The organism is Brevibacillus centrosporus (assembly GCF_046622605.1).
GTDB classification, from domain to species: domain Bacteria; phylum Bacillota; class Bacilli; order Brevibacillales; family Brevibacillaceae; genus Brevibacillus; species Brevibacillus centrosporus.
Map to the genome: position 1 here is coordinate 4,091,837 of NZ_CP176856.1, position 14,380 is coordinate 4,106,216.

The following is a 14,380-nucleotide window of genomic DNA, read 5'->3' on the forward strand; positions in this document are numbered from 1 at the left end:
TCCTCCTATAGATAGCCTTTTTCAAAAAAGGAAAAGAGAGGCACGATTGTGAACAGTGCCAACAGACAGGATGCACTAATTTTTTCTTCAGATGGCAATCATCTGATTCTGACATTGTAACATACCATTGTCTGCATTTGTAGAAAAATGTTCCCTGCACGTGAAAAACCCCCATCTTTTTGTCGATGGAGGTTTCTTGATTTTTCCGTTGTTTTACCTATTGTAAACCGCGTGGGGCTTGGCTGAAGCCTTGCACAGGTCCTTTTGAGCGCTTGTTTGTCGAGCGATGAGAGTCTCCTCCCTGACGAACATGACTTTCCTGTTTCCCATTGACATCATTCGATTTCTTTTCCACGGGTACACTCCTCCTTGTTGTGAAGCTACCCGGTAGTTTGCTCAAGATCCGTCATCTCATTCGAGGTTTCCATTGATCCAAGGATTTGGTTTTGTGACAAGGAACTCTGCACGCCTAGACAGCTCATTCAAATCGATGTTTCCTTTTCTCTCCATACTTAGCTCTGCCATGGCCATTCCGAATGCTCCCTGCTCAGCGAGACGCTGGGTTTTGTTTTGCGCGTAGATGACTCCTGCTGCAAACGCATCTCCCGCAGACGCGCGGATCGGGGCGTCTGGTGGCGATAGCCAGAAGGATTCCGTTTGATTGCACAAATAAAGACCTGCTTCCCCACACATGATCATGACCTGGGAAACCCCTTCATCTACCAGAGTCTTCGCACACTTCTCCACATCCTGATAGGAGTGCAGGATTTGACCACATAGCGTCTCCATTTCATCGATACTGCCCACGATGGTGTATATACCCGCAAGCAGCCCCTTCCATTTTTCCGCCTTCTTCACAGAAACCAGGTCCACGATCACTTTCTTTTCGAGTCGGTTGGCTTCTGTTAGAAAGGCTTCCATCACAGGCAATGGAAGGTTGGCGTCCATGAACATACCCGCCGCCTGCTGCAAGCTCAGAAGGCCGCTTTGGATCATTACCTCGCTCCACGCATCATTGATAGCCATATCCGCGACAGCCGTGTACAATTCTCCATCCAGATCACAAATCGCTAAATAGCGCCCTGTCGATCTACCTGGCACTCGAAACATGCCATGCGTCGCAACACCGCTGTCTGCTGTAATTTTCCGCAGCCATTCGCCATCGGAGTCTTCCCCTACCAAGGCGTACAAATGCACTTCTTCGCCCAGCCAGCCCAAACTTTCCGCCACGTTACGAGCGACTCCACCTGCCGTTTGATGGACGACTCCTGGATTACTCGTTCCGGGTAGCAATCTGACCGAAGTGACTCCCTGCATATCTACATTGGCGCCACCTACACATAGCCAGTAATCTTTCATCCCCTCCAGCATACAAGCACCCCTCCCAGCCGATTGCACACGGTTGATTCATCTATTTTCATCCTTACCTCTTTTTCGACAAGAGATGTTCATTTACCTACCAGTTCGGAAAGTTCCGTGTTTTTTCGACCGTTATGACCATCCTCCATATGCCAGTATTACAGGGGTGACGATTGGGGACTTCCGTGCTAAAGTGAAAATTGTTAACTAGGAAACAGCCGTACGATAGAGAAGAAAAACGCTTTGAAACGTTTTTCGCAGAAAAAATATTGGAGATGAACCATATGAGCGCCACATCCACACCCATTCATGCATCACCGACTGGGCAGGCAGCTCCTACAGTGTACCGGATGCTTTTTGCAATCAGCATCGTTCACTTGTTGAATGATAGCCTGCAATCCGTTATTCCAGCACTGCTGCCCATCCTGGAAAAAAACCTCGCTTTAAGCTTTACGCAAGTCGGCCTAATTCTTTTGGTAATGAACCTTACCTCCTCTATCCTTCAACCGGTTGTCGGCTATTTATCTGATCGCAAATCTCGCCCATTTCTGCCTCCGCTCGCCTTGCTTGTATCCGGACTCGGTATGCTCGCTCTCGCTTTCGCCGGCAATTACTACCTGGTCCTCATGGCTGTCGCTTGCGTAGGGATCGGCTCTGCCGTTTTCCATCCGGAAGCATCCCGCTTTGCCCACCAGGCTTCCGGTGTTCGTAGAGGGCTGGGGCAATCGATCTTTCAGGTAGGTGGAAATGCGGGGCAGGCCTTGGCTCCCCTGATGACGATCCTGATTTTCGCGAACTTAGGTCAAGCTGGAGCGCAATGGTTCCTGTGGCCAGCTATTCTCGCCAGTGGTGTCCTGCTGTACGTCGCCCTATGGTATCGCGGTCAACAGCGCTTGAAAAAAGCAGCAACTTCTGTCGCCGCTTACAGCCATCGCAAGCAGCGTTTCATCGCCCTGGGTCTCTTGGTCTTGATCGTCAGCGTCCGGTCCTGGATGAACGCAGGCTTTCAAAGCTTCTACCAGTTTTATTTGATGTATGTCAAAGGGGTCGAATACTCTCACGCGCAGATCGTCGTCTTTGGCTTTTTGATGGCTGGCGCAATCGGAACCTTTTTGGGAGGTCCTCTCTCCGACCGTTTCGGAAAGCGCAACCTGCTGATTATCTCTACGCTTGGTGCCGTTCCCTTGACGATCCTGACGCCTTACGTCTCTGGCATTTGGGTCTATCCCGTTCTGTTCCTCAGCGGCTTGATCATGCTCTCCAGCTTCTCGGTTACGGTCGTGTATGCACAGGAGCTGCTCCCTGGACGGATCGGAACCGTATCTGGCCTCATCACTGGCTTGGCATTTGGTATGGGCGGCGCAGGCAGTCTCGTGTTCGGTTCTCTTGCTGACACGTTCGATCTGACCTTTGTCATTACCCTTTGCTCCCTGTTGCCACTGATCGGGGTCCTTGGATTCTTTCTACCGAAGGATCAAACGGTACGTGACTGGGCTCGCAGCTAAGTCCACATCTGAAAAAGGGCAATCCCGATGCGAGGGATTGCCCTTTCTTTTAACAAAAATGGGTGTCTTCTGCAGCTTGCTCTACAGTCGACACCCTTTCTTATTCCTTATACCAATACGCTAGTCGGAGCACCTAACAGCAGGGCAACAACTGGCGGATACAGCTCAGGTGTGCCGAATACCTTCCAGCTGCCGTCCTCGGTCTGACCGAAGAGTCCAGCGATCAGCCAATCCGAAGCCAATACGTCTGTGGCATCCGCTGCCAAAGACAGCGTAATTTGTTCTCCATTAGCGCGCTTCGCCGTCCAGACGTCCTTGTTCTTCTCCAGTAGCAGGAACGTTTCCTCTGTCAGATCTGAGAGGCTTGCTTGGCCAAGCAGATTTTGATTCGCTTCCTTCTCCAGTACACCGCGCAGGCGATACGCCTCAGGCAGTGTTTCCTTCAGCTCTGCCAGCAAAGGCTGCATGGTAGCGTGTACGTTGGCTACGCCTTGCTTGTCCAGCCACTTGAAGAACGCGGTGAGAACTGACAGCAGGTTGGTCGCCAGCGTCTTCGTGGTGGCATCTGTACGTGCGTAGATATCGTGCACCAAGAAGTAGGCAAGTTCTTCCTTGCGCAGCTGTTCCCAAGTGAAGCTCGGTCCAAAAGCACCACGAACGAAGGAACGGAAGTTGTTCATGACCTCGTCGTACTTTTTCACCGTCGCTTCCGATTTGCCCTCGGTCATTTCATGGACAAAGCGGCTGATGTCAGCCAATCGATCGGGATGCACGGTATAGACGCTATCCGGCAAGCCTTCGATCAAAGGGCGGCGCAGCAAGTTGTTTACGTGCAGCGTCTCATTTTTCAAAGTCAGTCTTGGGCGGAGCATGTCCATGCGAATGAATCGCGCCAGACCTTGCCCAAGCTTGTTGTCTTGTTCCATCTGCTCCATCAGGCTTTGCAGCTTGCCATTCAGCTCAGCATTATCCGATGCCGCAACCAGGATTGGTGCGAGCTCATCCAAGGCTTCGTGCGGTGTAACCAGCCATTTTTCTGCGAAATAGGTTTGCACGGCCCATTGAAGGACTTTTGGCGGCAAAGTAGGCTGACTGGTGATGAACAGCGTACCTTTGGAAAGCTTGGAGCCAGTCGAAGAGAGAACTTGAATCTCTTCTTCGTTTTGCATCGGATGCATCTGCAAGAGATCTGCCACTTCATCCAGCTGAGGTGCAAAGCCTTCCAGCATGATTTTGCCATCTGAAATTATCAGCTCAGCCTGTACTTCATACAGCTCGAGCAAAGCCCCTTTCAGCGCTGGGAAGAGATGTTCTTCCTTGCGCGTCGCATATACCCAGATTTCTCCAGCGGCATCTCGCCGCTTCAGCTCAAAAGAGCGTGTCGCTTCCATTTCCTTGATCAATTGATCACGATTTGGCAATGCGTAGCTGCGTCTCAGCAGAGCATCTGCCTGTTTCACTTCGCCCGTCTCATCATCCCCGAACGAAACGATGAAACGGTACAAATCCGTCGTATACACGCGCTTGCCCGTATCATTGGCAGCATCCTCAACTTCAGGATGCTCTTTTAGCCACTCGAGCAGCGATTGTTTTACATGCGGCTGCAGGATAATACTGCCTGAGAACAGCATATCGCGCAGTCCCAGATTCAACAGTCGGCCGACGATCATTTGACCTACTTCCACATGCAAATTGTTGGAACGCAGCAGGTAGTGGGTTTCGTGGCTGACTGGCTGTTGTACCGTCATCACGTCCCGATCTACTTCCACGACTTCATATACATTCAAATGAAGTCTGGCAAATGCACGGCGTAGATCTGGCTCCATGCGGCGGCCATGCTGCTTCACGTAATTCTCCAGCAGCGTGCTGCCTGCATTTCTAACATCCAGCACATACCAGTTGAAGAAGTGCGCCGCCCATTCCGGACGCATAACGCTCTCTTCCGTTAAGCCAATCTCTTCAGCAAAGCGGCTGCGGGCTTCCTGGATCGCATCGCTGGTCACGTTGCCCCCCACAAAGTGGTTCAGACGTTCTACCCAGCCAGCGTATTCCTTCTGCAGCTTTTGCTCATGACGACTGCGCAACTCCGTAATTGGAGTGACCACGCCACAGCATTTTTTGTATTTTTTCCCGCTCCCGCAGGGGCACAAGTCATTTCTTCCAACAGACATAGAGGGTTTGGATCTCCTTTCCATCCCACGCGGCATGCGCGGGGAATCCTGCACAATCCCCCTATTTTACCGCATTATTCTTCATGTGTTCAAGGGTTCTCGTTTAGTTTCATGAACGATACCCACATCGCTGTTGTTTTCCCACTGGTGGATAAACTGCTCCAGACGGTTCATCAGCCTGACGATGCGCTGCTTCTCGCCCATGCATGCAGAAATAGCAGAGAGCTGATTGGTGGAAAAAAGCTGCACCACTTCCTGCTCCATTTCTTGAAGCCGAATCCGATAACTCGCGATGACTTCGCGTAGCAAGGCAAACCTCTGCTCCAACCGGATCGTAGCCTCAAGCTTACTCATTGTTGTTCACTTGTAGCCAGCACCTGCTCGATGCCGAGTACGATCTGCTCATGTTTATGTTTCTCTTTCATCAGCACTTCTATAGCTTGCATATTGCTTTGTTGAAAATGATCGACAACTTCCTGTGCCATTTCTTGCTGACGGGATTCCAAAAGGATAATCGCCTTCTGCATCAGTTCTTGAACCTCTTTCAATACGTTTTGTTCAGTAATGGTAGTCATTGTCTTTTCCTCCTTAGGGTTCGTTGTTTCGTGATGTTCTTCCAAAAGCTGCACGGTTTGTCCCGATTCGGTCAAGTCTTCTTTTGCTTCTTCCTCGGCCTTCGCTATCGTTTCGGAAGCGGCGGTAACAGCAATTTCCATGACCGCCGACTCATCTTCATATGGCTCTTCACTGCGAACAATGATGTACAGCCTCTCTCCGTCGATCCGGAAGCGATCATCCAGTACCGGCAAGAAGGCTGCCTCTGCCGCAATTCCCACTTCCTGTTCGAGAAAATGAACGAGGGAGCGAGTGGTCACCTGCGTGATACCGTTGTCACGGCAAAAAGCGAATACTTGATCGTTGCTCAGTGTCCACTCTGCCAGAAACCAGCGAGGGTCGCCTTGGTACTGCACAAAGCGAGGATCCTTCTCCAGCTGCAATAGCCGTTGAATCTGATTCCAGCCAAATTGGGTTTGACGACGAAGCTCCGCCACAATCTGATCCATTTTCTTAGGCGTGAGGGTATCACGCAAAAAACGGTACGCCAGATCGTACAGCTGGTGAGGTTGGTAGGTCAATTCCACAATCGCTTCTGAGCTCCCAACCCGTACGGGTGACTGCTCCTGCTCCAGCACCTTATCAAGCAGCGCTGCACTGTCTAGGTTTAAAAAAGCATTCAGCTCGTTTCCTTCCATCCGGGAGCAGACTTCTGTTCGGGGGAGGGAGCGCTCACCGGACCGGAATACCTTTTTTACAATACTTGGTAGGGTATAGGTTGGCCGTTTCATGAACTTTCTCCTTCTCGTGACCGGCATTGTTTGCCAATCAAATGGGAATCAAAGAGGTATTCTACAAAAAGAATAAAAAATCCTACCTCATTCAAAGTGTTTCTCTATTCCGATAATTAATAGCTTTTTCCTACGCAGAAAAGCCTGGCGCAGCCATCGGCCAGGCCAGACGTCTTCCTTCTATTCTTCCCACGCAAGCCAGCTGTCTACAAGACCGCCGTTGTGTGCATCAACCGCATGAGAAAGGCTGTCTTCCGTCGCCTCATAGACGAGCTGCGGAAGCTCAGCTGTCTGATTGGCTGCTTTTGCGTACCAGTAAGACGAGCGCAGCTTGACTTGCTTCAGAAAGGCTTCTTTCGCACTCTGCTCGCCAATCAGTCCTTGCTTGCTTACCTGAATCGGCGGCAGCGCCACTGCATCGTTCACTTGTGCAAAGACCACTTTTCCCTTTTTGGCATCCACCTCAATGGTGTAGGCAGCAGATTTTACGGGTATGCCGTTCACCTCGGGATAGAAATCGTAGCGGTACTTTGGATGCAGTCTTCCTTGCTCCTGATCGACCCACGCAGGCAATTGCTTAGCCAGACTTGTCGTCTTCAGTACAAATTCTTGTTCTTTGGCGTGCAAATACCTCTCTACAAATTGCTGTGCGGCTCTTTTGCCTTCTTCTGCTGTCAAAGGGGTTTCGAGTTCTTTTTCGGCTTGACCCTCTACTTCGATTCTGAGTGGTGTCCTTGTTTTTCGATCCAGAGTGATCTTCACACTCTCATTTGTGACAGCTTTCCATTCATGAATAGAGACGTCGGCTTTCTTGTCGTTTTCATTTACGAAGTCGTATCTCAAACGGTTGAGCGTCAGATGAAGGTCCTCACCGAGCATTTTTTCCATACTTTTTTGATCTTTCCATACGTCCTTCGTTGCAGCTCCCTTGATCTTCCGCTCTTCTTTTACTTCGACGTACAAGTCCGGAGCTATTCTGCCTGTCAGACTATCGATCTTCGGCTCATTTTCTGGTACGTACACAAGCTTGCCAATTTCCTGATCGTAGACGAGCTCCATGGTGAGAGCTTCCTCCCACTCCTTCATCGCCTGATCAGCTGCCACTGCTTTTTTCGGGTCGGCTGCTTCTGTACCTGCAGGAAGCTTCTGTTTCTTTTGATTGAACATAACGACTTGACCATTCGCGTCAAGCATCACTTCGCCCATCTTCTTGCTCAATGGCACGTCATTTTGTGTCTGGTAAAAGGGAACGACCAGGAGCTGATCCGTTGCTGTCCCCCTTTGTGTCGCTAGATATCCTGCAGTAGAGACCGCGATGTCCACCCCAACCTGCTCCCGGATAAAGCTGACCGCATTTTTATAAACAGCCTTTTTATCGAAATGCTTCGTCTTATCGCGATCTGGGTCTTTCAGCTCAAGGGCTAAGATATTTCCGTTTTCATCCACCGTAAGGTCAAGGGATACGCCAGAAGTGATCTTGCTCTTCTTATCCGACAGCTTCACTCGGTATTCTGAGCCTTCCTTCGTAAACGCGTCCGTATGGAGATTTCCCAGCGCCGGGACAAAGTCCTCCTTCAGATCTTTGAGTACCTGCACGAGATCGGCTGGCAGCGGAATGATTTCTACCTCACTCTTATTGATGCTCGCATGGGCAATAGATGGCTCGATCCATGTCGCCGGTGAAGCCAACAAGCTGGCCGCTACCAACAAAAATGCTGCTTTGTTCCACTTTCTCAACATCCATTCCTCCTCTTTACAGTAGCTCCTACTAAAGACGGTAACAAAAGGAAAAACGTTTCTTTCGGAACAAAAAAATAGTCGCCTGAATGCTTTACAGACGACGAAATGACATCTTTAGTAACCGCGCCACACTTTTCTTCTGAGCACTCCGGCATAGGCCCACTCTTCTTCACCGGCATCCGCCAAGGTTTGCCCCAAGGCATTCATTTTGCTGTCAATCTGGTCGAGATAGTGGAACAGTACAGCGGTTGGCGTCTTGCCGGAAACCGCACTGCCCCAGCCGTTTTCCACTTCGCCATGGTGGCTGAGGATGCAATGCTTCAAGTGCAGTACCTCCGCGTCCCCCAGTGGAATATCGAGCTTGCGGCATATCCCGCTCACGATCTCTACCCCCATGACCAAGTGCCCAATCAACTGCCCGGGTGTTGTATAGTCGGGGGCAATCGGATCAGACAGCTCGTACAATTTGCCGATATCATGCATGATGCAGGTCGCATACAGCACATCCCGATCCACCTGAGGATAGAGCGGCAACAGTCTCTCCGCTGCCGTCAGCAGGGAAACAATATGCTCGAGCAAGCCGTGGTAGTAGTTATGATGCATCCGGACGCCTGCTGGGAATTGACGCAGACGGCCGTGAATCTCTTCGTCAGCCAGAGCCTCGCGAATAATCGCTTGCAGTATCTTGCTTTGCAGGCCATCCACTGTCTTTAGCAGCTTTTCCCACAGCTCATCGACAGGGACGGGCGAAATCGGGATCAAGGACTCCATCTCGACTTCGTCCGATGTAGATGCAGGCCGAATCCGCTGAATAACCAACTGCTTCTTTCCCCGGTAGCTTTGCACAGTGGCGTCAATCTTGACGATCCCTTTGACCGCAATCGCTTCCTTGATCTCCGGGCTGACATCCCACAGCTTGGCCATAATCGTGCCGGAACGGTCACCCAGCTCCAGATTGAGATATTCACTCTGGTTGCTGGCTACACCCGCTTCTTTCGATTTGACCAGGCAAAATCCCACTACCCGCTCTCCTTCCAGATACTCCGCCAAATATTTCATCTTTTCTCCCATCCCAGCCTATTTTTTTCGGAACAAGGTCTCTTCCAGCTTTTTCACGATCTTTTTGCCGACCAAATCATCTGCTGACTTGACCACCTTCGTGATCACGCTAAGCACATCCTCTTGGCCGTTCCAATGCTCCCGGACGACGACTTCATCGACATCCACGAGAATTTTCCGCAAGGCGTAAACAGCCAGAATCACGTCATCGAGAAGCCCGAAGCCTCCAACCAACACTTCCGGGATAAAATCGATAGGAGTAATAAAGTAAGCGACAGCAACACCCGCGATCGCTTTGGATTGGACGCTCACTCGCTTGTCGAGCATCAGTCTTGCCAGCAGCACGAACAGGTCAGGAGCTAGCAGAATATAGCTGGCAACCGTTTCATTGACGCCTTTATCTTTGATGAAGCCTTCTATCTTTTCCCGCAGTTTATCGTAAAAACGTTGATGCTTTTCCGGCAGCACGACCGGAATCAGCTCTTGTGTCTGTCGCACGGCAGGCAAGTTTGCTGTTGTATCTTCTTCTACTTTGTGATCTTCTTTGCGGTCTTCTTCATTCATTGTGATTCCTCCCGTTTTGGTTTTCTTGCCACGCTGACTCGATGGCGTACATAGGACCAAATCGCGACGATCGCCAATAGCCCCAAGCATACGATCGCGAGGTTGCGGGAAATCAGGTCAAACATTTCATCCCAGCGCTCCCCGAGCTGCCAGCCTAACGTGACAAACAGAAGACTCCAAAAGAGGCCTCCCAGATACGTGTAAAGCATGAAGGTGGGAAACGGCAATCGGGTGATGCCTGCAAAATACGCTGTAAACTGTCTGACTCCCGGAATGAAGTATCCGACAGGCAGCGCCCATTTTCCAACGCGATTGAACCAATCCTCTGTCCTCTTGTAGACAGTGTACCCCAAGCCAAATCGCTTTCCATAGCGTTCAATAAAGGTGTATCCAAGAGTACGGCCAATCCAGTAAGCAGCCGTCATTGCCGTCACGGAGCCGAGAAAGCACACGAGAAAGGTAGGCCAATAATCTAATTTACCCGTAGAGACGAGAAAACCGGAAAAAACGAGCAGCGTTTCTTCTGGCAGCGGCATTCCCAGAATCCCCAGAAAAAATAGACCAAACAAAGCTCCGTAACCGTATTGCGTAATATATCCGCCAAAAGACGACATCATTTCTTCCATTTTGCCTCACCACTTTTCTGGCTTGTCCGCCCTATTCTCCATTATGCCAAAAGATAGCTGCGTTCTCAAATCAGCCCGGTTGACTTTATTCCTCTGGCGTTGTACGGTTACCTAGATCACTAAATTAAAACAAGCCGTCAAAATTGGGGATCACCTTCTTGTTGAGTAAAAATAAACTTTTTGTAGAAAAATGGCGAATCTATAGACAGGCGCCGTGGCTTTCCAAATGTCGATTCGGTATAATAAAGCGTAGAGAAAGAGAAACGGGATAAACGAGGGACAGGCCGGATGTGGAAAAAAATCTACCGCAAACTAAAGTTTGAGTACTACAAGCTGATTCGTATGAAGGGTGCTCCTTCATTTGTCGCCCGCGGTTTTTCCGTAGGTATTTTCGTCGAATTCATTACCTTGCCAACTTTTGGTTTGGCGTTTTTACTTCTGTTTCCACTGATTAAAATTTTCCGCGCCAGTTTGCCAGCTGGATTGATTGCGTTTGTTATCGGCAAGCTAGTCCTCCCAGTTTTTATGGTACTCAATTACAATCTTGGGTACGCGATCGTCGGCAAGCCTATGAATGAGCATTTCGCTCACGGTGCGATGCCTCCATGGGAAAAATGGCTGCTCTGGATGAAGGAAAAAGGCCTCGCCTATTTTACAGGGAGCGCCGTGATGGGCTTTGTTGTAGCAATCGCCAGCTATTTTCTCGTTTACGCTGCCCTTCAGTTATACCGCCGCAAAAAAATGCGTCGCTCCGTCTCTCGCAGTACCTCGTAAGAGATGCCGCACGCAACGCACTTGCATAAAAAAAGACCGGTTCTGAGTAGATCAGACCGGCCTTTTTATTTTGTTTACACGCTTATGCAAAGTAGCCTTTATCCCGCAGTTGCTCCATGATTTCGGCAACGGTCATATCTTGCTTCAAGAGCTCCAGCGTTAGTTCCACTTGCTCTGGGGACAGGCCGTTCGCACCCAGGCTTTCACTGATCAACACGAAGTTGGGGCGACGGAAGTACGTTTGCAACGTACGCTTCACTCGTCCTTCCAGACTTGTTCTCAGCATCAATTCTGTCGTCGACATCTGTTCCACCTCTTTCTCGAAAAAGATCTATGCATAACCTCTATTATCGTACAAATTTGCCCAAGAATCAACTGTTGGCTCAGACTGCCATCCATTAAATTTCCGGCATCAAGTTGCGCTTGTGCTCGGAAATGCGATGGAGGTACTCGATGCGCTCTTTTGCTTCCGGTCTTGTCTCGCCAGTAATGAGCAAACGGTCCAAGTCTTCATAGGTAAAGCCCATTTCCTGTTCGTCTGTTTGACCTTCCCACAAGTCAGCGGACGGAGCTTTCGTAATGATCGATGTAGGTACACCCAGCTCTGCTGCCAGGATTCGAACCTCATGCTTCGTCAGGCTGGCAACCGGATTAATATCCGCCAGTCCATCTCCGCCTTTGGTCATATAGCCTACGTAAACTTCGCTGCGGTTGCAGGTATCAACAACGAGGTACCCTTTTTGGTTCGCAATCGCGTAAAGAACTGTCATGCGAAGACGTGCCTTCGTATTTCCTTTTGTCTTGGCATCCAGTGGCAGCACGCCTTCGATCGAAGGAACGATCGCATCAAATGCCGCTCCGACATCTACCGTCACCAGGTTTAGACCGATCGCATCTGCCAGGCGCTGAGCATCTTCCGCATGGACATCCTGGGAGTAAGCTGGCAGCCACACCCCGATTACCCGATCCTTGCCCAATGCTTGTACGCAGAGAGCAGCTGTCACGGCACTGTCTATCCCGCCGGAAATTCCTACGACTGCGCCACCCAGACCCGGTCCATCAATCTGTTCGCGAATGAATTGTACGCGCTTTTCCGCGTCTTCTTTTACATGTATCTGGTAGTTCGCCAGATGTTCCTGAAACTTGTCCATGCTACCTACCCCCCGGGTGATTAGTTCTTCCTCATCCTACCACGCAGTTTTCACGGTGGCAATTAGCCTCAAATGGGTCTACACTATATATGTACGCAGTAGTATCAAAAGCGGGGACAAGGAGAGAGTCGATGATTATCCTCAAGACACCAGAAGAAATTGAACTGATGCGCGCCGCAGGGAAAATATTGGCCGCTTGCCATCGGGAAATTGCGAAAATGATTCGTCCTGGCGTTTCTACCTGGGACATTGATCAATTTGTAGAAGAGTTCTTGGCCAAAAACGGAGCTACTCCTGAGCAAAAAGGGTATTCCGGTTATCCGTATGCGACCTGTGGCTCAGTCAACGACGTGATTTGCCACGGTTTCCCTAAAAAGGACCCCCTTCAAAACGGAGACATCGTGACAATCGACATGGTTGTCCGCAAAGACGGCTGGCTGGCTGATTCTGCATGGTCGTATGAAGTCGGTACCGTTTCACCAGATGCGAAAAAGCTGCTGGAAGTAACGGAAAAGTCGCTGTACTTAGGGATAGAGCAAGCAGTGGTCGGCAATCGGATCGGGGACATTTCCCACGCGATCCAGACTTTTGCCCAAGCAAACGGCTACTCCGTCGTGCGTGACTTTACCGGACATGGTATTGGTAAAGATATGCATGAGGAGCCGTACGTGCCGCATTTCGGACCTCCAGGACGCGGACAACGCCTGAAGGAAGGCATGGTCATCACCATCGAGCCTATGCTCAATATCGGTACGTATCACGCCAAGATCGATGCAGATGGCTGGACAGCTCGCACACGGGACGGACAGCTCTCTGCGCAATATGAGCACACCATCGCCATTACAGCGGATGGACCTGTCATTTTGACTAAACAATAAGGTCATGACTACAGAAAAAAGCCCATTACAGGGCTTTTTTCTTTTGCCTATGGTTCTCCGATGTGCTGAATCGAACATCGGAAACTTGACAGTTGACTGGCAGGTTCGTATGATGCAAGTACATTTGTTACTAACTAGTAACAAACCTTCAAAGGAGGTTTTTCATACATGTCTTCATCTGCTAATGACAGCCATGCTTCATCCAAGCAGCTTCGCAATATACCCCTGTCGGTTTTGGATTTGTCTCCAATCGTAGAGGGCAGCAACGCTACCGAGTCATACAAAAAAAGTCTAGATCTGGCTCAGCATGTGGAGAAATGGGGATACCATCGCTTTTGGCTGGCCGAGCATCATTCCATGCCGAGCGTAGCCAGCTCCGCCACGTCTGTTTTGATTGGTCATATCGCGGGAGGTACTACGACACTGCGCGTAGGTTCTGGCGGGATCATGCTCCCGAATCACGCACCTCTGGCCATCGCCGAACAGTTCGGCACTTTAGAATCCCTATATCCTGGGCGCATTGATCTCGGACTGGGAAGAGCACCGGGAGCGGACCAGCGCACAGCGCGTGCTTTGCGACGCGACTTGCGAAATGGCGAGGACTTTCCTGAACTTCTGCAAGAGCTGCGCGCATATTTCAATCCTAGCCTCGGCCATACCCCTGCAGGTGTACGCGCCGTTCCAGGCGAGGGGCTGAGCATCCCGATCTGGCTGCTCGGCTCCAGCGATTTCAGCGCCCGTCTTGCCGGTCTGCTCGGATTGCCGTTCGCTTTTGCCGGACATTTTTCACCCAACTACACCCTGCCTGCACTGCAAACCTATCGTCACAGCTTCCGTCCGTCTGAGGTACTTCAGGAGCCGTATGCGATGGTCGGGGTCAACGTCATGGCTGCCGACACAGATGAACGAGCGGAGCGACTCGCTACCACTCATTTCCAGGCGTTCCTAAATATTATCCGTGGCGATCTCAAGCCCATTCAGCCTCCAGTGGATAGCATGGATGACCTGTGGACGGAGTTTGAAAAGCTGTCCGTTCAGTCCCAGCTTCGTTCCTCCATCATCGGCAGCCCGGACAAAGTCAAAGAGGAGCTGCAGTCCCTCTTGAACGCTACACAAGCTGACGAGCTGATGATCACGACGTCCATGTTTGATCATGCAGACCGCCTGCGCTCCTATGAAATCGTGGCCGATATCTGGAAGTCCTAGC

Annotated in this window: 15 protein-coding genes; 4 read left to right on the forward strand and 11 right to left on the reverse strand. The window is 50.5% G+C overall.

Annotated features, from left to right (window positions below; all coding sequences use genetic code 11):
• Window positions 1-217: 217 nt before the first annotated feature.
• Together ACLIN2_RS20670 and ACLIN2_RS20675 are read right to left on the reverse strand one after the other, a co-directional pair.
• On the reverse strand, window positions 218-355 hold the full coding sequence (locus ACLIN2_RS20670) for a hypothetical protein (protein ID WP_170184459.1): 138 nt from the start codon (window positions 353-355) through the stop codon (window positions 218-220).
• Between the two features lie 56 nt (window positions 356-411).
• A complete protein-coding gene (locus tag ACLIN2_RS20675; protein ID WP_122960545.1) occupies window positions 412-1,371 on the reverse strand; it encodes a carbohydrate kinase family protein in 960 nt (319 codons plus the stop codon).
• Between the two features lie 272 nt (window positions 1,372-1,643).
• Here ACLIN2_RS20675 and ACLIN2_RS20680 point away from each other — a divergent pair, with 272 nt between their 5' ends.
• Window positions 1,644-2,864, forward strand: coding sequence for an MFS transporter (locus ACLIN2_RS20680; protein ID WP_411501997.1), 1,221 nt, complete (start codon window positions 1,644-1,646; stop codon window positions 2,862-2,864).
• 107 nt (window positions 2,865-2,971) lie between these two features.
• Here ACLIN2_RS20680 and ACLIN2_RS20685 read toward each other — a convergent pair whose 3' ends face one another.
• From ACLIN2_RS20685 to ACLIN2_RS20715, 7 genes are all read right to left on the reverse strand, one after another.
• Complete coding sequence (locus ACLIN2_RS20685; RefSeq protein ID WP_411501998.1) at window positions 2,972-5,035, reverse strand: YecA family protein; 2,064 nt, start codon at window positions 5,033-5,035, stop codon at window positions 2,972-2,974.
• A gap of 81 nt (window positions 5,036-5,116) precedes the next feature.
• The gene (locus ACLIN2_RS20690) at window positions 5,117-5,389 is read right to left on the reverse strand and encodes a hypothetical protein (RefSeq protein WP_122925253.1); all 273 of its coding nucleotides are present in this window, start codon (window positions 5,387-5,389) and stop codon (window positions 5,117-5,119) included.
• Window positions 5,386-6,381 carry a hypothetical protein gene (locus tag ACLIN2_RS20695; protein WP_092267550.1) on the reverse strand — a complete coding sequence of 332 codons (996 nt, stop codon included), beginning with the start codon at window positions 6,379-6,381 and terminating at the stop codon, window positions 5,386-5,388. Before ACLIN2_RS20695 ends, ACLIN2_RS20690 begins: the two co-directional genes overlap by 4 nt.
• A gap of 180 nt (window positions 6,382-6,561) precedes the next feature.
• Window positions 6,562-8,121: a YcdB/YcdC domain-containing protein gene (locus ACLIN2_RS20700; RefSeq protein WP_411501999.1), complete on the reverse strand. Its 1,560-nt coding sequence runs from the start codon at window positions 8,119-8,121 to the stop codon at window positions 6,562-6,564.
• A 114-nt stretch (window positions 8,122-8,235) separates the two neighbouring features.
• Window positions 8,236-9,180 (reverse strand): 3'-5' exoribonuclease YhaM family protein, encoded by a 945-nt coding sequence (locus tag ACLIN2_RS20705; protein ID WP_092267902.1) that lies wholly within the window; start codon window positions 9,178-9,180, stop codon window positions 8,236-8,238.
• An 18-nt stretch (window positions 9,181-9,198) separates the two neighbouring features.
• Window positions 9,199-9,744: a YkvA family protein gene (locus ACLIN2_RS20710; protein WP_400588389.1), complete on the reverse strand. Its 546-nt coding sequence runs from the start codon at window positions 9,742-9,744 to the stop codon at window positions 9,199-9,201.
• Window positions 9,741-10,370 carry a DedA family protein gene (locus ACLIN2_RS20715; protein WP_092267547.1) on the reverse strand — a complete coding sequence of 210 codons (630 nt, stop codon included), beginning with the start codon at window positions 10,368-10,370 and terminating at the stop codon, window positions 9,741-9,743. Before ACLIN2_RS20715 ends, ACLIN2_RS20710 begins: the two co-directional genes overlap by 4 nt.
• Window positions 10,371-10,658: 288 nt before the next feature.
• Here ACLIN2_RS20715 and ACLIN2_RS20720 point away from each other — a divergent pair, with 288 nt between their 5' ends.
• On the forward strand, window positions 10,659-11,144 hold the full coding sequence (locus tag ACLIN2_RS20720; protein ID WP_092267546.1) for a DUF2062 domain-containing protein: 486 nt from the start codon (window positions 10,659-10,661) through the stop codon (window positions 11,142-11,144).
• An 82-nt stretch (window positions 11,145-11,226) separates the two neighbouring features.
• Here the strand turns inward: ACLIN2_RS20720 and ACLIN2_RS20725 are convergent, their stop codons facing one another.
• Window positions 11,227-11,448, reverse strand: a complete 222-nt coding sequence (locus tag ACLIN2_RS20725; protein ID WP_092267545.1) for a hypothetical protein — start codon at window positions 11,446-11,448, stop codon at window positions 11,227-11,229.
• A 94-nt stretch (window positions 11,449-11,542) separates the two neighbouring features.
• Window positions 11,543-12,295: an NAD(+) synthase gene (nadE, locus tag ACLIN2_RS20730; RefSeq protein WP_327931032.1), complete on the reverse strand. Its 753-nt coding sequence runs from the start codon at window positions 12,293-12,295 to the stop codon at window positions 11,543-11,545.
• Window positions 12,296-12,426: 131 nt separating this feature from the next.
• On the opposite strand from nadE, the gene map reads away from it, so the two are divergent.
• Window positions 12,427-13,173 carry a type I methionyl aminopeptidase gene (gene map, locus ACLIN2_RS20735; RefSeq protein WP_092267543.1) on the forward strand — a complete coding sequence of 249 codons (747 nt, stop codon included), beginning with the start codon at window positions 12,427-12,429 and terminating at the stop codon, window positions 13,171-13,173.
• Between the two features lie 168 nt (window positions 13,174-13,341).
• Window positions 13,342-14,379, forward strand: a complete 1,038-nt coding sequence (locus ACLIN2_RS20740; protein WP_400588605.1) for an LLM class flavin-dependent oxidoreductase — start codon at window positions 13,342-13,344, stop codon at window positions 14,377-14,379.
• Window position 14,380: the final 1 nt, after the last annotated feature.